25 protein-coding genes are annotated in these 26554 nt (G+C 34.9%); 15 read left to right on the plus strand and 10 right to left on the minus strand.

The window, feature by feature from the left end:
* Positions 1-2: 2 nt before the first annotated feature.
* Complete coding sequence (locus tag C1638_RS05500) at positions 3-752, plus strand: succinate dehydrogenase/fumarate reductase iron-sulfur subunit (protein ID WP_109618911.1); 750 nt, start codon at positions 3-5, stop codon at positions 750-752.
* A gap of 198 nt (positions 753-950) precedes the next feature.
* On the opposite strand, the gene C1638_RS05505 is transcribed toward C1638_RS05500, so the two are convergent.
* The gene (locus C1638_RS05505; protein ID WP_109618913.1) at positions 951-1964 is read right to left on the minus strand and encodes a nucleoid-associated protein; all 1014 of its coding nucleotides are present in this window, start codon (positions 1962-1964) and stop codon (positions 951-953) included.
* A gap of 464 nt (positions 1965-2428) precedes the next feature.
* Here C1638_RS05505 and C1638_RS22260 point away from each other — a divergent pair, with 464 nt between their 5' ends.
* The 5 genes from C1638_RS22260 to C1638_RS05520 all read left to right on the plus strand — a co-directional run bounded on the left by C1638_RS22260 (position 2429) and on the right by C1638_RS05520 (position 4401).
* Positions 2429-2593 (plus strand): hypothetical protein, encoded by a 165-nt coding sequence (locus C1638_RS22260; protein ID WP_165826480.1) that lies wholly within the window; start codon positions 2429-2431, stop codon positions 2591-2593.
* Between the two features lie 11 nt (positions 2594-2604).
* Positions 2605-2961 (plus strand): DUF7674 family protein, encoded by a 357-nt coding sequence (locus C1638_RS05510; RefSeq protein ID WP_109618914.1) that lies wholly within the window; start codon positions 2605-2607, stop codon positions 2959-2961.
* Between the two features lie 82 nt (positions 2962-3043).
* Positions 3044-3175 carry a hypothetical protein gene (locus C1638_RS22680; RefSeq protein WP_262486735.1) on the plus strand — a complete coding sequence of 44 codons (132 nt, stop codon included), beginning with the start codon at positions 3044-3046 and terminating at the stop codon, positions 3173-3175.
* A 51-nt stretch (positions 3176-3226) separates the two neighbouring features.
* Positions 3227-3622, plus strand: a complete 396-nt coding sequence (locus tag C1638_RS05515) for a DUF7674 family protein (RefSeq protein WP_076352484.1) — start codon at positions 3227-3229, stop codon at positions 3620-3622.
* Positions 3623-3807: 185 nt separating this feature from the next.
* On the plus strand, positions 3808-4401 hold the full coding sequence (locus C1638_RS05520) for a hypothetical protein (RefSeq protein WP_109618916.1): 594 nt from the start codon (positions 3808-3810) through the stop codon (positions 4399-4401).
* A gap of 103 nt (positions 4402-4504) precedes the next feature.
* On the opposite strand, the gene C1638_RS05525 is transcribed toward C1638_RS05520, so the two are convergent.
* Complete coding sequence (locus C1638_RS05525; RefSeq protein ID WP_109618918.1) at positions 4505-5017, minus strand: thioredoxin family protein; 513 nt, start codon at positions 5015-5017, stop codon at positions 4505-4507.
* Positions 5018-5195: 178 nt separating this feature from the next.
* Between C1638_RS05525 and C1638_RS05530 the strand changes: the two genes are divergently transcribed.
* The 4 genes from C1638_RS05530 to C1638_RS05545 all read left to right on the plus strand — a co-directional run bounded on the left by C1638_RS05530 (position 5196) and on the right by C1638_RS05545 (position 8709).
* Positions 5196-5918 (plus strand): ankyrin repeat domain-containing protein, encoded by a 723-nt coding sequence (locus tag C1638_RS05530; RefSeq protein ID WP_109618920.1) that lies wholly within the window; start codon positions 5196-5198, stop codon positions 5916-5918.
* A 20-nt stretch (positions 5919-5938) separates the two neighbouring features.
* Positions 5939-7234: an outer membrane protein assembly factor BamB family protein gene (locus tag C1638_RS05535; protein WP_109618922.1), complete on the plus strand. Its 1296-nt coding sequence runs from the start codon at positions 5939-5941 to the stop codon at positions 7232-7234.
* An 86-nt stretch (positions 7235-7320) separates the two neighbouring features.
* Positions 7321-7602, plus strand: a complete 282-nt coding sequence (locus C1638_RS05540; protein ID WP_109618924.1) for a hypothetical protein — start codon at positions 7321-7323, stop codon at positions 7600-7602.
* 81 nt (positions 7603-7683) lie between these two features.
* Positions 7684-8709: a hypothetical protein gene (locus C1638_RS05545; RefSeq protein ID WP_123838338.1), complete on the plus strand. Its 1026-nt coding sequence runs from the start codon at positions 7684-7686 to the stop codon at positions 8707-8709.
* Positions 8710-8729: 20 nt separating this feature from the next.
* Here C1638_RS05545 and C1638_RS05550 read toward each other — a convergent pair whose 3' ends face one another.
* From C1638_RS05550 to C1638_RS05585, 8 genes are all read right to left on the minus strand, one after another.
* Positions 8730-9224 (minus strand): hypothetical protein, encoded by a 495-nt coding sequence (locus C1638_RS05550; RefSeq protein ID WP_109618928.1) that lies wholly within the window; start codon positions 9222-9224, stop codon positions 8730-8732.
* A gap of 97 nt (positions 9225-9321) precedes the next feature.
* Positions 9322-9975: a hypothetical protein gene (locus C1638_RS05555; protein WP_109618930.1), complete on the minus strand. Its 654-nt coding sequence runs from the start codon at positions 9973-9975 to the stop codon at positions 9322-9324.
* Between the two features lie 152 nt (positions 9976-10127).
* Positions 10128-10823, minus strand: a complete 696-nt coding sequence (locus C1638_RS05560; protein WP_123838339.1) for a hypothetical protein — start codon at positions 10821-10823, stop codon at positions 10128-10130.
* Positions 10824-10946: 123 nt separating this feature from the next.
* Positions 10947-11495: a hypothetical protein gene (locus tag C1638_RS05565; protein ID WP_109618934.1), complete on the minus strand. Its 549-nt coding sequence runs from the start codon at positions 11493-11495 to the stop codon at positions 10947-10949.
* 154 nt (positions 11496-11649) lie between these two features.
* On the minus strand, positions 11650-13551 hold the full coding sequence (gene dnaK, locus C1638_RS05570) for a molecular chaperone DnaK (protein ID WP_109618936.1): 1902 nt from the start codon (positions 13549-13551) through the stop codon (positions 11650-11652).
* Positions 13552-13781: 230 nt separating this feature from the next.
* Complete coding sequence (locus C1638_RS05575) at positions 13782-14324, minus strand: hypothetical protein (protein ID WP_109618938.1); 543 nt, start codon at positions 14322-14324, stop codon at positions 13782-13784.
* Complete coding sequence (locus C1638_RS05580; protein ID WP_109618939.1) at positions 14318-20833, minus strand: polymorphic toxin type 23 domain-containing protein; 6516 nt, start codon at positions 20831-20833, stop codon at positions 14318-14320. Before C1638_RS05580 ends, C1638_RS05575 begins: the two co-directional genes overlap by 7 nt.
* Positions 20834-20848: 15 nt before the next feature.
* A complete protein-coding gene (locus tag C1638_RS05585; RefSeq protein WP_109618941.1) occupies positions 20849-21289 on the minus strand; it encodes a T9SS type A sorting domain-containing protein in 441 nt (146 codons plus the stop codon).
* A 154-nt stretch (positions 21290-21443) separates the two neighbouring features.
* On the opposite strand from C1638_RS05585, the gene C1638_RS05590 reads away from it, so the two are divergent.
* From C1638_RS05590 to C1638_RS22265, 5 genes are all read left to right on the plus strand, one after another.
* Positions 21444-22412 carry a hypothetical protein gene (locus C1638_RS05590; RefSeq protein WP_109618943.1) on the plus strand — a complete coding sequence of 323 codons (969 nt, stop codon included), beginning with the start codon at positions 21444-21446 and terminating at the stop codon, positions 22410-22412.
* A gap of 122 nt (positions 22413-22534) precedes the next feature.
* The gene (ppk1, locus tag C1638_RS05595) at positions 22535-24607 is read left to right on the plus strand and encodes a polyphosphate kinase 1 (RefSeq protein WP_109618945.1); all 2073 of its coding nucleotides are present in this window, start codon (positions 22535-22537) and stop codon (positions 24605-24607) included.
* Positions 24604-25488 (plus strand): Ppx/GppA phosphatase family protein, encoded by an 885-nt coding sequence (locus C1638_RS05600; protein WP_109618947.1) that lies wholly within the window; start codon positions 24604-24606, stop codon positions 25486-25488. The genes ppk1 and C1638_RS05600 overlap by 4 nt, the downstream gene beginning before the upstream one ends.
* Positions 25489-25665: 177 nt before the next feature.
* On the plus strand, positions 25666-26319 hold the full coding sequence (locus tag C1638_RS05605; RefSeq protein ID WP_109618949.1) for an NAD-dependent epimerase/dehydratase family protein: 654 nt from the start codon (positions 25666-25668) through the stop codon (positions 26317-26319).
* A complete protein-coding gene (locus tag C1638_RS22265) occupies positions 26316-26465 on the plus strand; it encodes a hypothetical protein (protein ID WP_164463055.1) in 150 nt (49 codons plus the stop codon). Before C1638_RS05605 ends, C1638_RS22265 begins: the two co-directional genes overlap by 4 nt.
* The last annotated feature ends 89 nt before the right edge of the window (positions 26466-26554 follow it).

Here is a 26554-nt window from a genome sequence, read left to right on the forward strand (position 1 = left end):
TTATGGATTTACACCTTAAGATATGGAGACAGAAAGACAGAAAAAGTGAGGGAAAACTGGTCAATTACGATCTAAAAGGCTTGAACTCCCACATGTCTTTCCTGGAAATGCTGGATACTTTAAACGAAAAACTGATCACCGAGGGAGATGAACCTGTAGAATTTGATCACGACTGTCGTGAAGGAATCTGTGGACAATGCGGAATGATGATCAACGGTATTGCTCATGGTCCTCTAAAAAATACTACGACTTGCCAACTTCACCTACGATCTTTTAAGGATGGTGAAACTATTTTAATAGAACCATTCCGGGCAGAGGCTTTTCCGGTAAAAAAAGACTTAAAGGTAGATCGTTCTGCCTTTGACAGAATTATTTCTTCCGGTGGTTTTGTATCTGTGAATACAGGACAGGCTCCCGATGCTACCGCTATTCCGGTTACTCACCAAACTGCTGAAGAAGCCTTTGATTCTGCTGCCTGCATTGGATGTGGCGCCTGTGTTGCCACCTGCAAAAACGGAAGTGCTGCATTATTTACTTCAGCAAAGATCACCCATATGGTATTGCTTCCTCAAGGTAAGGAAGAAAGAAGCAAACGTGTTCTGGATATGGTTTCGCAAATGGATGGCGAATTATTCGGACACTGCTCCAATACGGAAGCCTGTGAAGTGGAATGCCCACAGGGAATTTCAGTGCTGAATATTGCCAGAATGAATTTTGAATATAACAGAGCTTTGTTTTTTAAGAAAAAATAATTGAAATAAAAAAGCTAAGAAAATAAGAAAGGGCAAATGTACCAATTGGTAGATTTGCCCTTTTATGTTTACATTCTTACACTAAACTCCCGATATTGTAGTTTTCTAAGGGGGACTTTCATCATAAAGAATATTAATGGTATCCTGCTTAGAGACAGAAGAAAAGTATAATACTATTGTTTAATGAACTTTTTTCTATTAAACTTCTTTCTCGAAGTAAAGTCTGTAGTATTTTCCTTTATCATCTTCACCCGTTTCCAGTTTCTGTCTGTCTCCATGGATATAGATGTGGAAATTTTTGTCTAGCTTGATGATACTTTTAAAGTGTCTTTGGGTCTTTTTTACTGCTGCTTCACTAATTGGGAATTCTTCCGCGATATTCACCTGCATATCCTGTTCGTAATCAGTTTTAAAGTTCACAAAACTTTCAATTACATGCTCGTCTCCCAATACCTCATTGGCAAATTCATCCAGTTTAAACTCTTCTTTTTCCTTAAAGAAATTGATGGATTTATTCAGGAAATCAGCCTGATCAGCCTTTGAAACCTCAAATTCCTGCGGCAATTGCTTTGTGATATAATCTTTATATACCATCAATGCTTCCTGAGTATGGAAGTATTCATCGTCACGTTGTTTTACCTTTAAGAAATCCTCAAACCAATAATACATATCACCGTTTTTGTTGTTGTCTACAACGGAAAGTACATATCCTGTATCTTTATTATTATTGTGGATCAGGGCTGCTTTATCAATTTTAGATAAACCAATTCCCATATCTTTTTCTATGTCAAATGTTTCATCCTGAGGATTAATTTTCAGGAATGATTCTCTTTTTTCAGTTTTGAAAATTCCGATCTTGTCTACTCTATCCGGACGGTCACTTTCATCTTCAAAAAGAACAATGAACAACTCTCCTCCTTGAACTCTTGGGTTTTCAGCAGCTTCGAAAAGGTGTTTTGCAATGTTTTCAGCTTCCCAAATGAACTTGGACTTATCTTCAAAAATTTCAGATACTGCACTGTAAACCGGATTGTTCACCAGGTACGTATCACTGTAAAAATGGAAAGTTTCTTCTGATTTGAAAGAACCTAAAAAGTAATTCTCAAGCATTTCTGCCATCCCCTCTTCAAGCTTCAATTCTTCCTGGGAAAGTGTTAAAGATTCTCCGTTGATCTTATTTCCGACTCTGTGTACTATTATTTTTGAAAACATCTTCTGAATATTTGGACTGCAAAGATATTCATTCTATTCTTTATGCGAAACTTAAAAATAGGAATGATTTTGTTTTAGGTTATGCTGAATTTTTGAACCGTAAAAGCCACAAAAGCTATACTTTAAAACACTTTAGCTCCCTTCAAAAGTTTAAAATAATGCGGCAAAAAGTTCACTAAAGGTGAAAATTTCAGATTTTCAAAACTTAGGTATACTTCTTATACATAAAGCTTTTCACTTCAAATAACTTAAATGTTATAATCTTTTTGACTTTTGTCTTTTAGTTTACCCTTACATAAAAGGGTTCCTGCTTTCCAATTTGATAAAATCCTTATCATTTTGAAATGCTTTTGTCATTTTAAAACCTCAAAACAAACAACACAACAATCTAACAATCAATCAACTACAAAATAGACGCATTCAACGGAATACCATTGGCATCATCATTTGAAAAAATGGAAAAAATGGACTTGAAAACATTAAACAGAATAGACAAATTAAGAAGACTAAAAAGCAGAGGACCTAAGACTCCTAAATGGCTAAAGCCTTACCATATGCTTTTTATCGCCTTTTTAACCATTTTCATTTTTGGAGCCATTATAAAGCTACTTGAACAAAACCACATTTAAAAAAATATAATATGAACTATTTACAGGCCGTGCAGGAAATCATAGAATTGGTTCCTGACTTTGAAACTGAACTTAAAGAGAATAGAAATCCAAATTCGTATAGTGTCATCAGGGCATTCACTGAGCGTATTAAAAATATGATCCGCCAGAATGACAGTAATCTATTACTCAAAAGCTTACAAAAGATGGACAAAATTTACACTGATGGTGATGTTGCCTTAAAAAATGCAATTGAAAATACTTTTATCTATTCTTTAGACAATTTTACAGCTTTTTGCAGCAAGGAAGACCGAAAAATGATATTTAGTCATATTTCTTCCAACCTGAAAAGCAGTTATTCAAGACAAATTTACAGCCACGGTATATAAAGGTTTTATTACATTTTTCACCCGTTTCATTACAAAGTGTTTAAATTAAACAAAATTAAAAATAACTCACAATCAATAGATTATGAAAAATAAAATCAGAAAAATTTCAGACTGGAAAACCTGGAAAACAACGACTAACAGACACAATTCGGAGATATTACTAACTCATATCGCTGTGATCGTTGGTGTATTTATTTTTGCAGCCTGCCTTTAAATTTTGGTATACATTTAGCTTCAATAAAAAGTGTTTGAAAAATTCTTAATTATGATGAAAGTACAAATGCAAACTATTAATCAAAAAATAGCTGTTGAATACTTAAAATTTTTCTATCCGCCACTTCGCAAGGAAATCATACAGTTATCTGTTCATGATAATTTTGCAGGAATTATGCAGGCAACCGTTAATTATCTAAAAGGACTGTTGCAGGAATCTAAGATCAACATTATTGCCCATCACATCAAACTTATGGACGGACTTTACAGGAATGGAAATTCTTATGTAAGAACCATGATTGAAAATATCTTCATAAGGTCTTTTGAAAGCTTTAAAAAGCATGCAAAGATTCAACATTGGAAACTTCTTTATCATTATATGCCTGTGAGCTTCCAGATTATTTATAATGAACAGCAGAAGCAGGACCAGATCTACTTTGGGAAATAAATAGCTTTTATAGAGGCGAAATCACAAAGAGATAAATGAGCAAGTTGCTTACTTTAGTCTTCCGTAATCTTTACTTAAAGAGGAAAGAAAGAATATATGTTGCAGCAATTTAAATATTTTGACTTCTTTGTCATTTCGCCTTTTTTGCTTTCCTATTATAAAACCTTACTTTTGCAAAAAAACTAATGAAATACTCTTTTTATGCTGTCATGATGTTGTTATCCCTGATCTCATGCGGAAATAATGACAATATAATAGATGATCCAAGACCAATTGATCATGAAATCCGGAATTTTGAATTCAGAAATTATACGGTAAAAAACACGGTTTTATATAAAGGATCATCAGGACAAAAGTCGACTCCTGAAGAATCTTATTTGAAGAGTTACTGGAGTACCTATCAGGTGCCGGCCTGGAAAATCATCAGCCTTGATTTGAAAAACAATTCCATAAAATTGATTTCAGGAAATTCTGCTACTGTATCATACAATATCAAAATCGTTAATGATTCTGTATTAATCAATGATAATAGCAATAAGCCCAACTATTTAGGAGATTTCAATAAAAATACCTCAACATTTACTCTAAAAAGAACTTTCAGGTATACCAAAAAGGCTCCAAGAGATCACGGTGCATTATTTATTAACCAAAATACAGATTTTGGCATCACTCAATATGAAAATGTCTTTGGAACTGTTTTTATTTCTCCCTCTGAAATGACGGAAGCAGATGACACCGTTCTTTGGAGCAATATAGAATATCATTACAAATCACTGTAAATTAAAATTTTGTTAGAAAAAAACTCCCCAAACAGATTTTGTTTGGGGAGTTTTTTTATTTCAATTGATTCAATAATGTTTCTTCAAAAACTAAAATCGGATTTTACTTTTTCACGAATACATTTTCAATAACCTGTAGTTCTTCTTTTTTCAGTTTTGAGGTTTTCTCCAGCTTTGCAATAAAAGTGGCTACTTCTTCAGGAGTTGATGGTGAACCCAGATTTTCTCCCTTAGCATTAAATGAATCTGCTAATACTTCTCCTTTTGGATTTAGGATTAGCCAAAAAGGAAGTCCTGCATTTTCTCCTTTATATTTATTCATTAGTTCCTGCCCGCCGGGGTTTTCAAGGGTTTTCTTTTCACCTCTTTCCTGAACGTCTACGTAAGCCGTAACAAACTTCTTATCAAAAAGAGGTTTGGTTTCCGGAAGATTCATATTCTTTTCCATCATCTTGCACCATTTGCACCATGAAGCATGAAACATTAACAGAACATTTTTCTTACCCGCTTTAGCTTCTGTAAGCGCCTTATTTAATACTACATCTGCTTTTTCCTGTGCTGTTCCTAACTGAAATAACAGTAAGGCAACCACCACAATAATCTTAGAATATTTCATTGAATTTTATTTTATGCTATACGAATGTAGGAATTTTACAAGAAAAAAGATTATTCATTTATTTTAATTATTTTTAAATAGTAATGAATATAGAACGGAAAACTATATCCCTAGAATCAGGGGTTCTCTTCAATACGGGAAATTAATTACTTTTACATTCTATTAAAATAATACAGGAATGAAGAAGATTGGAATGTCAGTCATTATAGCCTTGTCTTCCATGTTGAGTGCACAGACTAAACAACAGGTTGATGCTTTCTATGGGGCCATCAGCAGTAATGATTTATCATTGGTAAAAAAACTAACGGAGCAGGGATATCCTATTAAAGCCGTTCTTTCGGATCAGATTTTACCAGTAAAGGCCGCAATCTGGAAGAAAAACCTGCCCATGGTAGAATACATGGTGAATAAGGGGGCTAATATCACGGCAGACAAAACCCTGATTGATACAGCCATTGAATATGGAAGTCCGGAAATTACACATTATCTTTTCGGAAAGGGTATCTATGCTCAAAATGCATTGTATACTGCTATTTTTTATGAAAATTTTGAAATTGCAAAGGAGCTGTATGTCAACTATCAGCCTCAGAAAATTGAAAGAGAGGACTTTGGAAAGCTTCTATTGTTATCCGTAAAGAACAATGATCTGGAGTTTATAAAGAAGATTGCTCTGAAAGGCAAAGATTCTCCCATGAATTATTTTGATGATGATGGATACAATGCATTGCTTTATGCTGTAGAAAAGAATCATACAGACATTGCGAAATATCTTTTATCTCAGGGAGCTGATAAAAAATCCAGAATTACCTTTGAAACAGACAACGGAATTGTTTCAGGAAAAACAGCTCTACAGTTTGCAAAAGCCAATAAAAACACAGAGCTTCTCAAGCTTTTAAAATAAACACATCCACCATTATCACCATGAAAAAACTAATATTCCTTATATCGGCTTCATTTTTTTTAAGTTGTAATAAGTCCTCAAAAACAGAATCCAGCAAAGTAAATCATGCAACTCTGTTGGTAGCTACTGAAGGCCATATCTTTAACTTTAATCTTGATGAAAATAAAATTGTCTGGCAATATAAAAGTGCCATAGACAGTGCCGGTAACAGAAATATTTTTGCACTGGATGGACAGAATATTTTCATGCCTTTTGAAAGTGGAAAGCTTATTAATTTTGACATTAATACCGGTAAAATCATCTGGCAGCAACAGATCTATGGTAATGGAGACCAACCAATGGACATGAGTAATGATGAGAATGAAGAAGCAAAAAGGCTAAGCTCAAAGATGCCTTTATTTATGGCGAAACCCTTGGTAGACGGGCAAAATATTCTAATGGCATCAACAGGTCAACCCTCAGAAATAAACCGTGCTTGGCTCTATAATTTTAACAGGGCTGATGGTACAAAAAACTGGCTTAGTGAACTGCCAACGATATATAATTACTTTGCTCCTGTAAAATACCGTAATTCCTATTTTGTAAATTCGGCTGTTTTTCTGGAAAAATTGAGTGCCCAAAATGGTGTAAATACTTCATACGGAATGTTCGACGGAGATGTGGAAATTGCAGGACAACCCTTACAGCATAACGAAGTCAACCAATTTGAGCGTCCTATTTACAACCAGATGTACACTGATGGCAATACTCTTTTCATTGGAAGTGAAACAGGAACTATCTATGCACTGAATCTTGATGAAGACGGCAATCTTCCTAATGGAGATATCTCTGATCCTAATAATACTTTCATTAAAAATCCTAAAGTGTTTAAGTGGATTTATAAAAATGACAAACTTGTTGCTAAAAGAAGTCATATCCTCTTTTTTGAGAATGGCACTTTATACACTGAAATGAGAATATCTTCTAACAACGAATCGAATCTTCTTGCCATTAATGCGGAAGATGGAAATCTGGAATGGAGACAAATTCTGCCACCCGATGTTTTAAACTGGACTATTAGCAATGGAAAAATCATTGGTAATAATGCTAATACTCTTTTTTATATAGACACGAACGGAAAAAATTTCACCAGTGCCAAAATTAAAGACAAACCTCTTTCCGGGATTGAATCTATAGACGCCACTCATTTTGTATATGTTACCCAAAAAGGGATTGAAATTTTTGATACTCAAACCCAAACAGCCAGATTAGCCATCGCAAAAACATTCAATGACAATGAACACAACAACCTACAAATCAAATATATTTCAAAATAAATAAAGGCTCATAAAACATACTCTTGAAAAGTATGAGATATATAATTGACAAGACACTCCATTATTTAGGTTTTATGCCGTAAAAGATGAAAACAGTTATTAAATATACATTCGTCAGATTTATCATTCTGGCCATTCCTTACTTTGCATGGTTTGCCTTATTTGCTGAGGCTGGTTATCACCGTCAAACGTATGATTTGGACCTACTGCCGCTGTATGTATTTTTCTTTTTGGGTGGATTGATAGGTATTGAAACCCTTTTTCGTATCTACAGGAAAGAAAAGGCAAAATATTTATCTAACATTTTACTTTTGATATTTTTTATTTTGTTGTATTTTGTTTTACCGCACAGAGATAATTTTAATTAAATAAAAATACCTCTTTTCTTGTCAAACCATGTATTGAATCCCACTTGAAAAAAGCTTAAAAACTAAAAACCTACAAATAAGATGAAACTAAATATTAAAAAAAAATACATTATACTCTGGTGTGTCATCATCATTGCTGTTATCATCCTGCCCGATATCAAAATGTATTATCAACAGTACAAACTTAGATCTGAAAAACTGCCGGAAAAATTTCTGTCCTACTCTACACTAGACAGCCTGAAAGATCATGATTATGAAGTATTGAAAATATACGGAGGCTTTAATGAACCTGTACTTCAGGGAAACGACAGTACAATTATCATCATTTCCGGAAGTAGAAAAGAATCAAAAGACGGCGGCGATGATATCGTAAATAAATGGTATAAAATAAATCTGAACGGTCAGATAACAGATTCTCTGCAATACAGTTACAAGAGTCTAAACTCTACACATAGCTATCAGACTTTCAACGATTATATTGTAGATGTGGATCAAAACACCTACTCTAACTGGATTAAAGATGGGGATACCATTCATTATCCCTATAAAAATATTACTGACAATAAAATCTTTTCCGTTTCTGAAGCACAAAAAATCATTGCCGATAAGGAATATATGTACGATGATATCATTCATTCCGATACGACTGATAATGATTACAAATACAAATTAGTTGTATTTAAGGATAATGTCTGGAATTATTTTTATACTGAAAAGAGCTGGACAGATTATCCTACATACAAAACCAATAAAAAATCAATTCAATACGATACATCTACCTATACCATAGATACTCAAGCAAATGTCATTAAACGAGACTATGTTCACAAAGAAAAATGGGCTGCCCGTTCTTTTTGGAATCTGAATAATTTTAGCTGGGGATCAGGAAATGGTTCTGGTGGTGACGGCTGGACCGGTACAAGTTATTTTTCGATTAAAATGCCAAAAAAAATGCTGCATTACAAGCAGCATGTTTCTATAGATTATCCTGATGGAAACTTAAGAGATCCTTTTTCTTATTTTATTTACCAACCAAAAAACGGAGCTTACCTGTTATTGATTGATACCCAAAATCAAGTCTATTATCTGATAAGACCTAGGAAGTAAAAGTTTAATATTCTAATCAATTATGGCACTGTTTCTACTCCTGAAAACTTAAGAATACCCTTTTCATCTTTCAACCAAAAGACAAACTGTGCTCCTTCATGTCCATCGCCAAATTCATTGGGCCGATGAGTGGTATACAGTACAATATAATCTCTATCACTAAATGAAGGGTCATCCTTGTCAATAGCAAACTTAATTTCATTACGTTTTAATCTTTCCAGCAAGTCTTTATTAAAAATATTGTCAATATGCTTACTGTAAAAAGCTTTTTTATTCACAAAGGCATTTTTCTCCGGCGCGGTTTCAAAACATAAATAGCAATACACCTTTTGAGTGGTCAGTTCATTCAATGTTTCATAATCCTTTTGAGATATCAAAGTAATTATCTTTTGGGTAAATTGTTCTGCCTTAGTCTCTAGTTTCTGTTTATCCTTTGATATATTTTGTCCGAAAGAAACCAGCGGTATGCATATGGCAAGGAGTAATGCTATGTATTTTGTAAAATTTACTTTCATAGTAATCCATTTGGTTTGTGAGATTGGTCGTTTTATGACTTTAGCGATAAAAATAGGTCAAAAGCCTTTTGTTTCTGTATATTCTTTTTCTAGTATTTTAGCAAGGAAACCACCAATGTAAAGAATATATTCTGTTGTTTTTAAAAAATATATTAATATGACCATCAGAAACTCCTTCCTTATCTTCTCTTAGCGTAATGGCCTGAAGTGTTCCTTCACCATCAACATCCAGATTCCCTATGTTTCTGATTGCATTTGGAAATACCTGTTTAAGATCATTAATGGTGGACTTGGAATCTATTTTTATTCCCTTATACAGAATATAGTTTCCGTTGATAAATCTAAACTCGTCTACAGCTACTTTCTGGCCGCTGTTTTCAAAGCGTGATCCACTCTTATACAGATATTTATCATTCATTCCATTACCATCCGGAGTCTCAAAAATATAAGTACAGGGCTGTTCCTCTGACAATAATCTTGTACTGTCTGCTTTTCCGAATACTTTTCCAAAGTCATTAAGGCTAAAAAACCTTTTCAGTTTACCATTAAATCTTATATCTTCCTCCAGCATTACTTCGTCCAGAGTATCTTTTTTAATTTCTGCAGCTTTGGAAATATTTTGAATGGTTGAATCGGTTTTAACTTCGTTTTTCTGTATCTCCTTTTGTGTTAACGGATCCTTTTTGCTCTCCTTTTTTTGATTACAGGATTGGAATAAAATAATAACCAGTACCGGCAAAAAATATTTCATATATTAGTTTTGTTCGTTGATATAAATAGGGTGTTTAAGAATACAGCAGTCATACTTAATGGAGCAATACTGTACATATTGACTGTTGTGAGATTTTTAGATCTTGCAATAAAACAGAATCTCACAAAGCGTTGCTCATTGCTCCTTGAGTATTAATGTAGATTATTATTTTGCTTGTAAAGTTCATCGTCCGTTTCTTTTAGAAAATCAAGGTAACTAAAATTAGCAGGTTTGCGCTTACGATATTCCAGGTATTCTTTATAATATCCAAAAGCTCCACCTAGTCTGGAAGTTAGTAGGTAAGTCTCATGAGCAGCAATTGCATCTATATATCCCACTTTCTTTCCTTTACTGTTAAACCTAGATAAAACCAGATATATGGTATTATTTTGATAGCAATTAAAAACCCTGGCTCTTTCTTCATTTTCTTTGCCATCATCAAAAACCAGATTGAATTTTTCTTTTTTAATCAGTAAATAATTCAATACTTTCTGAAAGCTTTCTTCATTTTCAATAGTAAGTGTAAATCCGTCCAGATTATTTTCTTTACCTTTTCCATAAAAACGGATCATATTTTGTGTAAAGGAATCTGTATCGGGAGCTTTTTCGATCTCAATTTTAGCAAAATTTAATGAAAGTTTCCCATCATCAATAGCATGAGACAGGTACGAAGAATATTGGGCTGCCTGAGTTCCAACTCCTGCATCGGAAGCTGTTAAATCAAACTTTTTCAATTCTTTCTGTTTGACTGGCAGTATAAGTTTCTCCAAGTCAAATTGTTGGCCTTGGTATGACTGAAATAAAAATGTCATACTTACGATTAAAAAGAAAGATTTCAGCTTATCCATATTATTAAATTTCATGTTGAAAAATGAGCGAATAAGGTACAAAAAATAGATTGGACATTTAACTTATAAATGACATGAAATACATTTTCAAACCATTGTATACGTTCAATAATGTATAAGCTTTTAATAAGCTTTATTTCCTGAAATAGTTAAGGTATGCGTGGTGCTTATCGAAGGACAGCATCTGCCATCTTCTTCAGCATATTCCAATTTTTTTACTCTAATTTTTCCATTTTTAATTTCATCAAAACTAAACAAGTAATCCGGTTCGTAGCCGGCAATTACTTTCACTTTGCTCCCCGTATTCTTGTACAATGATAATCCTTGTCCTATAATTGCATTTCCACCCTCAGGGGCAACAGACCAATAAATGGCTACATCATCTATCCCATCACCGGTAAAATCTCCTACATAAGGTTCTTGAAGATCAATGACGCCCCCATAGGTTTTAAGAATATTGGGTAAATAATCCTCAAATTGTTTCATCGCTAATTTTACGGCTTCTTCTTTTGAAATCCTGTTGTTCAAGGATTCAGATTCTTTAGCTTTTGTTTTTTTTTCCTGAAAAAGCTGTTGCTCTTCTTTCGGTTCGTCCTTATTTCCTTTACGATCTGAATTATTACAACCTGCCAATACTCCTGCTAGGCAGATTATACCGATAATTTTTTTCATATGTTTTGTAGTGAATGTCTATCTATTTTTAACCATAAAAATTGCTGATATAAATATACGGCAATACAATAATATGATAAAAAGCAAAACCGGCGGTAAACTAAGTTTACCGCCGGTTTAATTTATAATTAAATGTTAGTGTTTCTTACATTTATTATTTTACTTCTTCGAAGTCTGCATCCTGTACGTCTTCTGCTCCTGCATTGTTACCTCCAGGGTTTTGAGCACCAGCTCCTGCATCAGCACCTGGTTGTTGACCAGCTGCATATAATTCTTCAGAAGCTGCCATCCATGCTGCATCTAATGCTTCAGTTTTAGCTTTAATATCATCAGAATTTTTAGCTTCGAAAGCTGTTTTCAATTCAGCGTGAGCTGTTTCAATTGCTGCTTTTTTGTCAGCAGAAAGTTTCTCACCAAATTCTTTTAATTGCTTTTCAGTTTGGAAGATCAATCCGTCAGCTTTGTTGAAGATCTCAACTTCTTCTTTTCTCTTCGCATCAGATGCAGAGTTTTCCTGAGCTTCTTTCTTCATTCTTTCGATTTCCTCGTCAGAAAGACCTGAAGAAGCCTGGATTTTGATAGTTTGTTCTTTACCAGTTCCTTTATCTTTAGCAGATACACTTAGGATACCGTTTGCGTCAATATCGAAAGTTACTTCAATTTGAGGAACTCCTCTTGGCGCTGGTGGAATATCCTGAAGATCGAATCTACCGATTTCTTTGTTATCGTTGAACATTGCTCTTTCCCCCTGTCCTACTCTGATGCTTACAGCTGGCTGGTTGTCAGAAGCTGTAGAGAATACCTCAGATTTTTTAGTTGGAATAGTAGTGTTCGCATCAATTAGTTTAGTGAATACAGAACCCATAGTTTCGATACCTAAAGAAAGTGGTGTAACGTCTAGAAGTAATACGTCTTTCACGTCTCCTGTTAATACACCTCCCTGAATAGCTGCACCAATAGCTACAACCTCATCCGGGTTAACTCCTTTAGATGGTTTTTTACCGAAGAATTTTTCTACTTCTTCCTGGATAATTGGGATTCTTGTAGAACCTCCTACCAAGATTACCTCATCGATATCAGAAGTTGATAAACCTGCATCTTTTAATGCTTTAGCAACCGGCTCCATAGATCTTCTTACAAGATCAGCAGATAATTGCTCGAATTTAGCTTTAGTTAAAGTCTTCACTAAGTGTTTAGGACCTGTAGCTGTAGCTGTGATGTATGGTAAGTTGATTTCAGTTTGTGGAGAAGAAGATAACTCGATTTTTGCTTTTTCAGCAGCTTCTTTTAATCTTTGAAGAGCGATAGCATCTGTTTTCAATTCTACCCCTTCTTCTGCTTTGAACTCGTCAGCCATCCAGTTGATGATCACATCATCAAAGTCATCACCTCCTAAGTGAGTATCACCGTTTGTAGCTAATACTTCAAATACACCGTCTCCTAAATCAAGGATAGAGATATCGAAAGTACCACCACCAAGGTCATATACTGCGATTTTTTGATCTTTATGAGCTTTATCCAAACCGTAAGCTAACGCTGCAGCTGTAGGTTCGTTGATAATTCTTTCTACTTTAAGACCTGCAATTTCACCAGCTTCTTTAGTAGCTTGTCTTTGTGCATCGTTGAAGTATGCAGGAACAGTGATTACTGCTCTAGTTACTTCTTGTCCAAGATAATCTTCAGCAGTTTTCTTCATTTTCTGAAGCGTCATTGCAGAAATTTCTTGTGGAGTATATTCTCTGTCGTCGATTTTTACTTTTACTGTATCGTTTGGTCCGCTTACTACGTCGTATGGTACTCTTGAGATTTCCTTTGCATCTTCTTTAAAGTGAGTTCCGATAAATCTTTTGATAGAGTATACTGTTTTCTTTGGATTCGTTACAGCCTGTCTTTTTGCAGGATCTCCTACTTTTCTTTCTCCGTCTTCTGTAAATGCTACGATAGAAGGAGTTGTTCTTTTCCCTTCTGCGTTAGGAATAACAACAGGGTCTTTACCCTCCATTACAGCAACACAAGAGTTGGTTGTTCCTAAGTCAATTCCAATTATTTTACTCATAATATTTTATATTTTTTCTATTTTTAATTTTATTTACACTCTCTATTTCACAATATCTGTACCATTCAAAAAATAGTGACAAAATGACACAACAAAAATAAAACCCCGATTAAATCGAGGTTTTACATTAATTAATATGGAAATATTTTCATGTAAACGTCATTATAATGCCATACATTCGTAGATTATCTTTTAAAAATATATCATAAGATCTGTATCACTTCAATATTTTACCAGTCGGCCTTATACTGTTTCCAGTTTTCAGGAATTTTTTCTGATTTTTGATAAATAAAACATATATATTCTGATTGTGGAATAAGTAAATTATCATCTAGAAGGTATAATTTATCTCCCTCAACTTTTACACTATAGGTTCCTTTTGAAATATGTCCACCCTGACTGGCAAATTGAGTATCAATTTTCAATAAGTTTTTTTTAAAATAAATTACTCCTCTCATGCCTGTCTTTTCTGGATCTGGTTCATTCATTTCAACACTTATAAACCGGACTCTACCATTTTCATAGAATTGGATTTTCCTGTTTATATCATTTCCGATATCCCTTACTTTATTAAAGTTTTTATCGGCCATATAAAAATCAACCTTTTTATAAAAATAATCTACATCAATGTCCTTGAAAATGGATTTATCAAAGTGTTCAATATTCTTAAATTTTCGGGTCAAAACTTTTCTCCCATTTTCAAGTTTTCTTGATTGAGCACATGAATGAAAGAAAATAGCAGAGCATACAAGTATAATAATATTTTTTACCATGATGTAAATGGATTAGCCGTTTGATATTGGAAGTAAGGGGTAATACCTGAAGACAGCACCTCGAAGCCAGGCTGTGGAGAAACAAAATAGTGTGCTCCAATATCCTGAATGGCATGACGGATGTATCTATCGGAATTGATTCCTACCCTATAATTCCCCCAGCCTACATAGGCTGCTCCCAATCTATATCTTGGTCCAACTTCTTCAACATTATTATATGGATGCTTGGATCCAAATCCACCTCCGCTACCGTAAGGAACTTTGTGGAATAATCTACCAAAGAAGCCTGGTCTTGGAAGTCCTGCCATAGCTTCAGCATCAGAGCCTCCATTTTCTGCATAACTGCTACTGTATCTTTCACCTGTAAATAGATTAAATCCTGCATGAAAATCACCAATACTTAGACTCAAAGCTGCTGTACGCCATCTATCATTATTATCGGCAAAAATACCTACTGACCCTTTTACCGGAGCAAATGGACTTCCATCATTTTCATAGGTTAAAGAAATATCTTTATATCTTAATCCAAGAATTCCTGTTTGCTGTGGATGCAATCCTTCCCATACATTGGTACCCAAAGATATTCCAAAATTCCCATCATCATAGTTAAACATTAAAGACTTTCTATATTCCCAGCCACTAAGGCCACTTCCTGCATGAGAGGACTGATAGGTAACTCCATATCCAAAGGAAATTCCAAAATCTCCATTTTGATAATTTAAACTAAAATTGAAGCCGGCACTCATACCTTGCCCAAATGCAATGGAAGGAGAGATTGAAAAGCTAAAGCCTCCTCCCAGATTCATACTAAAGCTTGGCATAAACGACCCTACAAAAGCTGATATCACTTGGGTACCTAAGGACCCTGTGGGGACTCCTATAGCTCCCATGATGGCACCTTGTATGGCACCACTTAATATGGACATTCCAAATTTACCCCAACTCCAGTCCCCTGTCTGTATAGCATGACCTATATAACTTGCCGCACCGGTAGCTGCTCCTATAATAGCTCCTGCAATTACCAAGACCCAAAGAATCTCACCACTAGGATCTATATACATCAATGGGTTATTCAGTACATACCCAAACCTGTTATAATTTTGTGTATTAAAAGGATCCTGTATATTGTTGTCTACGGATAGGAAAGTATGCAGCTTAGGATCATACATCCTTCCATTCATATGAATCAGCCCGACCTGCATGAAGTGTTCATGTCCTGTGTAGCCTCTCTCAATAAACAGATCTGCTGCTCCTCTTTTCAAGTCTATTTTCCTTCCATCCTTTTCCAGATATGTCAAATTTCCCCAAGGATCAAACTGTCTTCTTTCTTCAGCTTTACCATCTTTACCAGAAATAGCCAAAATTGTTCCCTGATAATCTCTATGAAGATAATGAATTCCCTCGCTCAAGAGTTCATCATTCATATTAAAATCTTTAACGTGAATAGCAGGAGCTGAATAAGGATCACCTGCGATATAAGTAATAATCCTTGTTTTCACAAATTGTGCAGGGGGTCTTCCTGGAAAACGATTATCAATAATTTCAACAGTATTATCATCAGAATAAATTTTACTCCTTGCATAGTATGTAAAATTATTATTATAATTATATTCTGAAGATGCTCTTGTCTGGTGAATATTGTAGGTAAACATTGCCATTTCATCTCCGTCCTGCATAATGCTTACAGGATTTTTGTAGGCATTGTAGGAAATGGTCTGCAGTTGGTTTACTTTATAATAAGCATCGCCAATAGGATTCAGGTTTATCCCTTTTTTTCTGTATCTGTTACCATCAGCATATTTATAATCTCCAACCTCACTGTTATTACTAATTCTACCATAAGTGTCATAAGTTTGTGATTGAACTCCGTTAGGATCTTTCCAGGAGACTAATCGCTGCATATTATCATATTCAAAGACTTCCTGCCAGCCATTTGTAATGGCCGCATTATTCCTTTTTTTCAATAATCCTGTGGCTCCTTCAAATGTATACTCATTAGATAGAATCATTCCAGAACTATTCTTATGTCTTACTCCTCTTAAAAAATAATTAGCATCATAGGAGTTTGCAATGTCTGTTCCGTTGCCAAAATAGGCAGAAACTACCTGTCCTTTTTCATTGATACCACTTAATTTCCAGAGTGTATTACCATTACCATCATTAATCCCTGACAGCATTCCACAGGAAGCATACACATTTTCCATCACCACTTCACTTGAAAGTGTTCCATAGATTGTTGTTTTGTTTTCCCGTTTTATTCTTCCTAAGCCGTCATAGGTAAAGTTTTTCTTAAAAATGGCAACTCCATTATTTTCCTCACTTTCAACTACCCGATAATAGTTGTCATACTTATAGGTATAAGAATTGTTTACTCCATTGGATGTTCCTACTTCAGAATCAACGAGTCCCTGCGCATTATAATTATAAACTATTTTTATATCTGTATTGTCTCCTGTAACCTCTTTTTTGACGGTTCTGCCATATTGGTCATAGGTATATACTGTTTTACCTTTAGGATTTTCCTCTGCGAGGAGTTGGCCTAAACTGTCATATAAATAGGTGTAATCTCCACCTGCAGATGGATCAGACATTTTGACCTTTCTTCCCCAGCCATCTTGTTCTACACTTATAACATGTCCCGTATAGTTTGAGGACTTTAATCCTCCGTTGGCATAGTAAGCATAGTTGATTGCCCCTCCACCATCAGACATTTTAATTTTATTGCCCCATTCATCCTTAGTGATGGATTGGGTTTGAAGTCCATCTGTAACCGTTGCAGATAAACCATTATATGAAGTGGTAATGATTTTTCCGGTTGGAAAAGTATTCTTAATTACTCTTCCATATACATCATACTCGGTTATGGTCCATTTACTTGCTGTAGTTGTAGAGAAATAAGGCTCACTCACTTTATATGGCCTATCTAAAACGTCATAATCTGTTCTTTTCTCTATCCATTTATCACCAATTGATAATCCTTTTTCAAGGCGTTTTCTACCCCAGTTATCTGTAAACGTTTCTTTGATTGCCCCTGTAGCATCTACTACCCGTAATTTGATTCCATTAATAAAATCTCCTGATGTAATCCACTCATGGAAATACTGAGTAGCATTATTATAAATATCTCTTTCCTCTATCTTCCGTTGCCAAGTATCATAAGCATAACTTACTGTTTGATTAAGGTTATTAATACTGGAAAGTAACATCCCAAAATTAGTGTCATAATTGAATAAAGAAGTGGCTCCTAAAATGTCAGTAGTTTTTATTGGAAACCTACCTGTAGGATCATACTGCATTTTTTCAATTCTTGGAGTTACTCCTGTTACAGAAAGTGTTTTCTGAATATTATTTCCAAATACATCATAAACAAAATCCTCAGTAATATAATCTGTATTATTTCCTTTTTTCTTGGTTTGACTAATAAGCCCATTGGCGTAAGTGACAAGGTTTTCTGTAGAGAAAGTATCATTACCAAGTATTTGTATTTCGGTCTTTTTCACTGGTCTTCCTACGTAGTATTGGTTTCCAGTTCCGGATGGGTTATCTTCATAATCCGCCAAGATTGTTTTTTCACCACCATTGGCAACTATTCTTGACTTTTTGACATTATTATAGGTATCATAAATGTCATAATACTGATTCGTAATAATTCCAGTCAGATTATCTATTTGCTGTACCTGTGATGGTAGATTCACAAAAACCTTATTAGCCAGTAACGAAGTTGTATAACTGTTGATGGTTTTCGAAACAAAGGTAGTTGGAGAGTTAAAATCCGGAGTGGAATTGAGATACGTTTCTTTCACCGCTCCTCTTTTCTGCGAATCCTGTAAAGAAACAGTCCAAAAAGGCTGTGCTACAGTTCCTCCATATACTGATGATGTAGCAACCCCTTTCAAACCTACAAGACCTAGGCCTTCCATGTTCATGACAATCCCTTTATATCTGTATTCCTGTATCTTAGTTTCTCCATTAAAGTTTTTCTCAACTTTTTTCACAAGTTTTATAGATGGAGCTATATTAAGATTAATATAAGGGTACTGTTCAGAATTATCTGCCGTATAGGTATCGGAACCACTTCCTGTATCTATAGCCGCATCATATGAAATATCCGTTACCAGATCATTTTCTTTAATTCTCTTTAAGGTAACATCTATACGGTTATCTTTTTTGAATGAAACATATTTTATTTTGTCACCACCAAAAAATGCATAATCAAGATTTTGGTTTGTAATATTGGAGTTACTTAAAAATATAGGTGTTCCTTTATTAATGGCGCCTCCATAGGTATAATTATTTTGCCAGCCGTCTATATATCCGGAAAAGCTAGGCATTCCATTCGTATTGCTACCCATATTGTACTTCACGCCTCCCCTGTCTCTGATACTATAGTTATCTCCATAAGCTAAATAGGCTCCATTAGCACTGGTACCAAAATCAGGTACATTATGAGGAGTCAAAATGTCATGGTAGAACAAATCAGCCTTTCCGTCTCCATTTATATCTGTAAAAGAATAATAGAACGTCTGAAGCATATGCCCGCAAATATTAGATCCTGACGGCCCCGGATAACAGGTATTCTGAATCTGAGGCTTGAAATAATTGGTCCCAATATCCCTTACATTTCCCATAAATGATTCTCCGGAACTTATAATGAAAAACCAATTGGTATTGGCATTATCTATAGGAAATACCACATCTGTTTTACCATCTCCATTAAAGTCGGCAAGATAACATGGTAGATCTTTTTTAATAAGATTATGTGAGAATGATGCCTTTTGAACAAAGGCCCCGTTTTTTGTTCCGAATACATATAATTGACCGGGATTGAAGACATACAGATCAGAAACACCATCACCCTCAAAATCTGCCGAATATATTCTGGACTCTCCTGTGATCACACCATTCGATCCCAACATGAGCGGGTTTTGAACAGCAGAATTATTCGGATCCAATTTTAATAGGTAAAAACTAGAAATATTAATTGTAACCCCCTGATTACAACAACCCGGTGGAGGTCTGTTGGTATCACTCACTTTGGCAGGCCCACAATAATAATTCTGATTAACTGTATAAGGTCGCAATACTGCCAAAATATCAGAAACCCCGTCACCATCAAAATCCCCAACCAAATAATCCTTTGGAATCCTGTTATAATAAGTATTACTTCCATTAATTACATTACATCTCTCATTCATTGCAGTATAAAACCTGTAAGAATTAGTGAATGAAAGATCAAGGGAATTAGCAGAATTAGGAATATAATTATTTATTTTGATCACCTCCTCATCCGTAACAGGACTTGTAGTACTGGCTATAATGGTAGAAACAGCATCAAGGTTGTAAAACTTGTTATTAGGCAGTACTAATTTCGTTGAAAAAATTTCCTTAAACTTTTCAACACTAGTCATCGCACCTGCCACATTGGAAGTAGAATTTATCAACTGGCTGGAATTAAATCTATAGAGCTGATCTCTGGAATTAGGATAAGTCATAAAATCCAGTGAGCTATCACTATCAAAATACCCTGAAGTATACTGCCAATTGCTTCTATCATAGGCGGGAGAAACCCCTGTTATCGTTTTAGAATTATTGCTGAGTCCGTTCTCTGTATTATCATATTCAAAAGTAACAGGCTTTACCGTTTCACCGCTGCCATTATATTGTTGAACTCCAACAAGCCTCTGATAGTTTAATGAAGTGACATCATAAGTCAATTGATATTTTCTGAAAAGCTGGTCATTTCCCGTAACTTCTACCCTATCCAGTTTTCTGTGTGAATAGATATCCCGGGCACCATAAATATAGGCCTGATCTGTACGGGCAGCATCTTTGTAATAAAACTGTATTTTATTGGGACTGTTATCAGGATTAACCGACGAATTATTGCCATATTCTATCGTTTTAACGTAGATATAGTTATTAAAGCTGTCATATGTAAATTTAATCCTGTTTTGCTGGGCATCTTCAATATAATTGATCTTCCATTCATAACTATTGGATCCCAGAAAGCCACTTCCGCCTCCATATTTTGTGGTTTTACCATCAGGATAGTATACCATAAAATATTCCGGCCCGTTGGCAATATTTCCGTGGGAAACAATCTTAACGTTAGAATACTGCTCTGTCTGATATTCTGCGCCGTCTGCCCCATACGTACCGGTCTTTAGAAGTAATCTTTGCCCATCAAAGGCAAACCTGTCAGTATCATTATAGTTCACCCCATCAATCACTCCATCATGGAATTTTGTAGAAGCCACTCTGGTTATGGATGATATTCCTCCTATATTCCATCCCCATCCGGCAACCCCATTTCCTGCCTGGCTAGAATAAGCCAAAGAAATACCCGGAGCAACATTTTTAATCCCCGGAAGATTAGCAATTGGTATCGTATAATTGGCACCTCCATTTGGAGATACTGATAACTCACCCGATGTCTGTCCTACAGACTGCCCATTCAATAGCCCCACTACTGAGAGTAGAGCTAATAAAAAGTAAATTTTGATTCTCATGGTTGGTAGTTTGGGTTATTGTTTTAAAATCTTGTAGGTCAGCTTTTCTCCGGTATTCAAATGGAAAACAACCACATACATTCCTATCGGCTTATCCGAAAGGTCCAATACCACTTTATTTTCTCTTTTATCAAAGGCAAGCTCTCGGTACTGGGTAAAGTTGTAGGCTATATATTCCACTTTTTGGATCATAGCACCAAATTCAGGAGACCACACAAGTGTCGCCTTGTCTTTCGTTGGGTTCGGGTAAATTTTAACCTGATACTCTGGAGGAGGAAACTCTTTTTTACCGAGTTGTTCATCGACGAGTGCATTTTTATCTGCAATTAAGCATAAAGCACAATATCGTCTTACGATTTGATTTCCTCCGCTATCATACTCAAATGATAGTGACTGTGATTTAATTCCCTCTATTGAAATCAATAAGAAAAGAATTAGTAGTAAATTTTTTCTCATAAACAATATCTTAGTATTCACAAAAGTCCAGAAAACAAATCAGTTGCGAAAGGACAATGTATCATAGATCAGGGATATAAATAAGATTAATTGTCTAAAAATTAACCATTATTTGTTTTTTTTAGATATTTTTGATGAAAAAACACTAATTACCATGAAAAATTATCAGAAAAACCTTTTTGAGTTACTATTAAAGGAATCTGGAGGAAAGAAAAACCTGGTAGATATCATGATTGACAAACTGGCTCTTTCCAATGATACAGCTTACAGAAGAATCAGCGGAAGAAGTCATATCACCCTGAATGAAGGTATTTCACTGGCTTCTCATTTTGGGGTTTCACTGGATTTGATTCACAATGCGGCACCCAATAATGCTGTCTTGAATAAGATTCATGATATTTATAATATTGACGATCTGGAAATGTATTTTGATTCCTCTATTCGAAACCTACAAAAAGTAAAAAACAATCCGGATGTAGAATTTATCTATGCTGCCAAGGATATTCCTCTTTTTTATTTTATGAGGTTTGAAAATTTGAGAAAATTCAAAATCTATGCATGGTTAAAGCTGATGGATGCTGTTTTTTTCTCTCAGAGAATCAGCTTTGAAGACTTTGAAATTCCTGAAAAAATCAGTCAGAAAGCTATTCTTTTATCGGAAGTGTATAACGATGTAAGCTCTACAGAAATATGGAGCAATGTCACTATTTACACTCTTCTGGAGCAGATCATTTATTTTCATCAGCTAGAGCTAATCAATACGGAAAATGCCCTAAAGATTTGTGAAGAAATTACGGAAATGCTTACTCAAATAGAAGAGGAAGTCATTAGTGAGAAAAAAGAATCACTCAAATTATACCAGAATGATCTTCTGATCATGAATAATAGTGTCTTTATCAGGTTTTCGGACCAGAAGATGCTCTTTTTACCCTACAATATCCTAAGCTATTATTACACATTGGACGAGAGAGTCTGTGGAAACTATGAAAAAAGCCTTGAACTGATTTTGAAGAACTCAGAACTCCTTTCTTCCAACAATAAAGCCAGATATATTTTCTTCAACAAAATGTATAAAAAAGTAGAGGGAATAAAAAAAATGCTACAAACCTATCATCAGTCATAAAGGCATTTGTCCCTTGAAATAACACAGGCTCTGAAATTGTTAAAATTAATCAAAGTTTAACCTAATAAATAGAGCCAGAAACTTTACGAATTATTATTTTTGATAAAATATATACATTTAGAATGTCATTACACTTTAATCCACGAGATATTACATGGCTTGCCTTTAATGAAAGGGTTTTACAAGAAGCCATGGACGAAAATGTTCCTTTGCATTTAAGAATACGTTTTCTAGGAATTTTCTCCAATAATCTGGATGAGTTTTTCAGAGTGCGTGTTGCCGGATTAAAGCGTGCCATGGATTTTAAGGAAAAAGTCATTGCAGAGTCTTTTTATCAACCTCCGTCTAAGATTCTTCAAAGGATCAACGAAATTGTAATGAGACAACAGCTTAATTTCGACAAAACCTGGAAAAATATTCAGGCTGAAATGGCTGAGCATAAAGTCTCCATCAAAAATTCTAAAAATCTAACCGCAAATCAAAAGGAGTTTGTAAGAAGATATTTCGATGAGGTGGTAGAGTCCAATGTGATTCCTATTCTTCTTCACGAAAATACTCCAATGCCCTACCTGAGAGATAAAAGTCTCTATCTTGGTGTTGCCATGAGAAAAAAAGACTGGCAGTATTCCAGTAACTATGCCATTATTGAAATTCCGTCACGTTTCGTAGGAAGATTTGTGTTGTTGCCAACTGAAGATCCGGAAGAAAAAAATGTAATGCTTCTGGAAGATGTGATTACATTCAACCTCCCCCATATTTTTTCTTATTTCGGGTATGATGAATTTGCAGCAAATGCATTTAAAGTAACAAAAGATGCTGAACTGGATCTGGATAATGACATCCGAACCAATTTTGCAGAAAAAATAGAGAAAGGACTCAAAAACCGAAGAAAGGGAAAACCAACCCGATTTGTTTTTGATAAGGACATGGATAAAGCCTTACTGGAACTTCTTATCCGAAAATTAAATTTAACAAAAAAAGACAGTATTATTCCTGGGGGAAAAATTCATAATTTCAAACATTTCATGGACTTTCCTGATGTTTTTGAAACCTATGCAAGACCTGTGGAAAGGACTTCTTTTACCCATCAGGCGTTTGAGCATGGTGAGAGGGTAACGGACGTTATTTTAAAAGAAGATGTACTGCTTACATTCCCTTATCATAAATATAATCCGGTTATCGATCTTCTTCGTGAAGCCGCCATGGATCCGGATGTAAAATCTATACAAATCACGGCTTACCGTCTGGCAAGCAGTTCAAAGATCATCAATGCATTAATCTATGCCGCAAGAAACGGTAAAGAAGTTACTGTAATGCTTGAACTCCAGGCAAGATTTGATGAAGAATCTAATCTGGAATGGAAAGATATGCTGGAACCGGAGGGAATTACTGTTCTTGTAGGCCTTCCCAACAAAAAAGTTCACGCCAAGCTTTGTGTTATCAAGAAAAGAGCCCATAACAAAACGATTCAGTATGGGTTTGTAAGTACCGGAAACTTTAATGAAAAAACGGCCAGAATCTATGGAGACCACTTGCTTCTTACTGCAGATCGTGGTATCATGGCCGATATTAATAAGGTATTCAATATACTGAAAAAACCAAAGGATGATTATCTTCCAGTATTGAAAACTTGTAAAAATTTACTGGTTTGTCCACAGTTTATGCGAGAGAAGATCGTTCATCACATTGATAAGGAAATTGAAGAGGCTAAAGTGGGAAGAAGAGCCGAAATTATCGTCAAGGCCAATTCTTTAAGTGACAGACTCCTGATCGAAAAGCTATACGATGCAGCAAAAGCAGGAGTGATGGTAAGATTAATTGTACGAGGAATCTACTGTATCATTAACCAGAAAGATTTTAAGGAAAAAATTAAGGGTATAAGCATCGTGGATGAATATCTGGAACACGCCAGAGTAATGTATTTCTATAATAAAGGCGTGGAAGATATGTATATTTCCTCTGCCGACTGGATGACCAGAAATCTTGATTACAGGATTGAAGCTGCTGCGAAGATCACAGATAAAAATCTTAAAAAAGAACTAAAAGATATTCTTGATATCCAGCTAAGGGATAATGTAAAAGCAAGAATACTGGACAAAAAACTAAGCAACGAGTATGTAAGAAACGACAAAAAGGAATGTCGTTCACAAATAGAAACCTATAAATATTTAAAGGCTAAAACGAGCAAAAAATGAAGATAGCAGCAATAGACATAGGAAGTAATGCAGCCAGACTTCTGATTAATGAGGTAAAAATAACTAATAAAAAACCCGAATTCATTAAACTCAATCTCCTGAGAATCCCTCTGAGATTGGGAATGGACGTCTTTACCATCGGAAAGATCGGTGAAGAAAGAGAGAAAATGGTCATTGATTCTATGAAGATATTCAGTGATCTGATGAAAATCTATAAGGTAGATCATTACAGAGCCTGCGCCACCAGCGCGATGCGTGATGCAGCAAACGGAAATGAAATCATAGAAAGAGTAAAGGAAGCCTCAGGCATCAATATTGAAATTATTTCAGGAGACGAAGAAGCCACCCTTATTTACGAAAACCATGTAGCAGAAGGTCTTGACAAAGATTTCGCTTATTTATACATTGACGTAGGAGGTGGTTCTACCGAACTTACATTCTATGAAAATGGTACAATGATGTACGAAAGATCGTTCAACATAGGAACCATCCGTCTTCTCAATAATCTTGTTACAGAGGATAATTGGAAAGAAATGAAAGATGAAATCAAGGAGAATATTGTCAGCAAAAAACCAATTGTTGCCATTGGCTCAGGAGGAAATATCAACAAAGTGTTCTCTATGAGTAAAACCAAGGATGGGAAGCCCATGTCTTCATCTCATTTGAAAAAGGTATACAAAGAGTTCAATGAACTTTCTGTAGAAGAAAGAATGACAAAACATAGTCTTCGAGAAGATAGAGCGGATGTATTGGTACATGCCTTAAACATTTTCAATAACGTGATGTCATGGTCGGATATCAACAGAATCTTTGTTCCGAAGATCTCCGTTGCAGATGGTTTGATTCAAAACATTTACAGTAAGTTACAGCATAAAATATAGTTTTTAAATCATATTTATTTCAAAACCGGACAATTTTTTGTTCGGTTTTATTTTTTAAAGAGATTATAACAAAAGCGGACCGAAGTTTGCTCCTATTGATTTTTATTTAAAATTTTAATAAAAAAATTAAAGTAAAACCTCCTTACCAAACGTTATACAACTATCAATAGCAAAACAATGAATCCAATCAAAATAATTCTCACAGGAGCTACAGGAATGGTAGGCGAAGGTGTTTTAATGGAATGTCTTGAGAATCCTAATATCTCTACAATCCTTAGTATCAGTAGAAAACCCTCCGGAAAAAAACATCCTAAACTTAAAGAATACCTTGTTTCTGATTTCTTATCTATTGACATTAATGATGAAAACCTAAAAGGTTATGATGCCTGCTTCTTTTGTGCCGGAATCAGCAGCGTAGGAATGAATGAGGAAGATTACACCAAAATCACCTACGATACTACTGTACATTTTGCAGAAGCTGTTCTACACCAAAATCCGGACATGGTCTTCAATTATGTTTCAGGTGCTAGTACAGACAGTACAGAAAGTGGAAAAGTTATGTGGGCAAGAGTAAAAGGCAGAACGGAAAATGCCTTAAAAAAAATGAATTTCAAAGGCGCTTACAATTTTCGTCCCGGATTTATGAAACCTGTTGATGGCCAATTAAATGTAAAATGGTTTTTTAAACCTTTTATTTGGATTTTCCCTATTTTTTTACCGTCAAAATCATTAACTTTACACGAAGTGGGTAGAGCGATGATTAATGCTGTAGAAAAAGGATATCCTACCTCAACTTTAGAAATTCGAGATATTAAAAATTTAGCGATATGAGAGACATGTTAAAAAGAATTATTCTGGTTATTTTTGTACTCTTACTTCTGACCGCCATTTCAGGGTTTCTCTATATGCAGAAACATCCCCTGGAAGAGGGAAAATCAGGAGCAATTTTGAATTTTTCCGGTAAGCCTGCAAAATAATTGAATTCTAAAATACATCTTTACCAAGAATTTCATCTTTTATCAGAAACAAACCTATTTTTTAAACATTTCTTAAAATTCCATTAAAA

The sequence above is a fragment of the Chryseobacterium oncorhynchi genome (assembly GCF_002899895.1).
GTDB classification, from domain to species: Bacteria; Bacteroidota; Bacteroidia; order Flavobacteriales; family Weeksellaceae; genus Chryseobacterium; species Chryseobacterium oncorhynchi.

Bases quoted from the DNA above. Each gene is read 5' to 3' on its own strand.
- C1638_RS05530 (WP_109618920.1), top strand. From the start codon at position 5,196: ATGAAGAAGATTGGAATGTCAGTCATTATAGCCTTGTCTTCCATGTTG.
- C1638_RS05575 (WP_109618938.1), bottom strand. From the start codon at position 14,324: ATGGTAAAAAATATTATTATACTTGTATGCTCTGCTATTTTCTTTCAT.
- ppk1 (WP_109618945.1), top strand. From the start codon at position 22,535: ATGTCATTACACTTTAATCCACGAGATATTACATGGCTTGCCTTTAAT.
- dnaK (WP_109618936.1), bottom strand. From the start codon at position 13,551: ATGAGTAAAATAATTGGAATTGACTTAGGAACAACCAACTCTTGTGTT.
- C1638_RS05590 (WP_109618943.1), top strand. From the start codon at position 21,444: ATGAAAAATTATCAGAAAAACCTTTTTGAGTTACTATTAAAGGAATCT.
- C1638_RS05550 (WP_109618928.1), bottom strand. From the start codon at position 9,224: ATGAAAGTAAATTTTACAAAATACATAGCATTACTCCTTGCCATATGC.
- C1638_RS22680 (WP_262486735.1), top strand. From the start codon at position 3,044: ATGAAAAATAAAATCAGAAAAATTTCAGACTGGAAAACCTGGAAAACA.
- C1638_RS05525 (WP_109618918.1), bottom strand. From the start codon at position 5,017: ATGAAATATTCTAAGATTATTGTGGTGGTTGCCTTACTGTTATTTCAG.
- C1638_RS05600 (WP_109618947.1), top strand. From the start codon at position 24,604: ATGAAGATAGCAGCAATAGACATAGGAAGTAATGCAGCCAGACTTCTG.
- C1638_RS05545 (WP_123838338.1), top strand. From the start codon at position 7,684: ATGAAACTAAATATTAAAAAAAAATACATTATACTCTGGTGTGTCATC.
- C1638_RS05565 (WP_109618934.1), bottom strand. From the start codon at position 11,495: ATGAAAAAAATTATCGGTATAATCTGCCTAGCAGGAGTATTGGCAGGT.
- C1638_RS05605 (WP_109618949.1), top strand. From the start codon at position 25,666: ATGAATCCAATCAAAATAATTCTCACAGGAGCTACAGGAATGGTAGGC.
- C1638_RS05580 (WP_109618939.1), bottom strand. From the start codon at position 20,833: ATGAGAATCAAAATTTACTTTTTATTAGCTCTACTCTCAGTAGTGGGG.
- C1638_RS05585 (WP_109618941.1), bottom strand. From the start codon at position 21,289: ATGAGAAAAAATTTACTACTAATTCTTTTCTTATTGATTTCAATAGAG.
- C1638_RS05540 (WP_109618924.1), top strand. From the start codon at position 7,321: ATGAAAACAGTTATTAAATATACATTCGTCAGATTTATCATTCTGGCC.
- C1638_RS05555 (WP_109618930.1), bottom strand. From the start codon at position 9,975: ATGAAATATTTTTTGCCGGTACTGGTTATTATTTTATTCCAATCCTGT.
- C1638_RS05520 (WP_109618916.1), top strand. From the start codon at position 3,808: ATGAAATACTCTTTTTATGCTGTCATGATGTTGTTATCCCTGATCTCA.
- C1638_RS05510 (WP_109618914.1), top strand. From the start codon at position 2,605: ATGAACTATTTACAGGCCGTGCAGGAAATCATAGAATTGGTTCCTGAC.
- C1638_RS05500 (WP_109618911.1), top strand. From the start codon at position 3: ATGGATTTACACCTTAAGATATGGAGACAGAAAGACAGAAAAAGTGAG.
- C1638_RS05515 (WP_076352484.1), top strand. From the start codon at position 3,227: ATGATGAAAGTACAAATGCAAACTATTAATCAAAAAATAGCTGTTGAA.
- C1638_RS22260 (WP_165826480.1), top strand. From the start codon at position 2,429: ATGGACTTGAAAACATTAAACAGAATAGACAAATTAAGAAGACTAAAA.
- C1638_RS05560 (WP_123838339.1), bottom strand. From the start codon at position 10,823: ATGGATAAGCTGAAATCTTTCTTTTTAATCGTAAGTATGACATTTTTA.
- C1638_RS22265 (WP_164463055.1), top strand. From the start codon at position 26,316: ATGAGAGACATGTTAAAAAGAATTATTCTGGTTATTTTTGTACTCTTA.
- C1638_RS05505 (WP_109618913.1), bottom strand. From the start codon at position 1,964: ATGTTTTCAAAAATAATAGTACACAGAGTCGGAAATAAGATCAACGGA.
- C1638_RS05535 (WP_109618922.1), top strand. From the start codon at position 5,939: ATGAAAAAACTAATATTCCTTATATCGGCTTCATTTTTTTTAAGTTGT.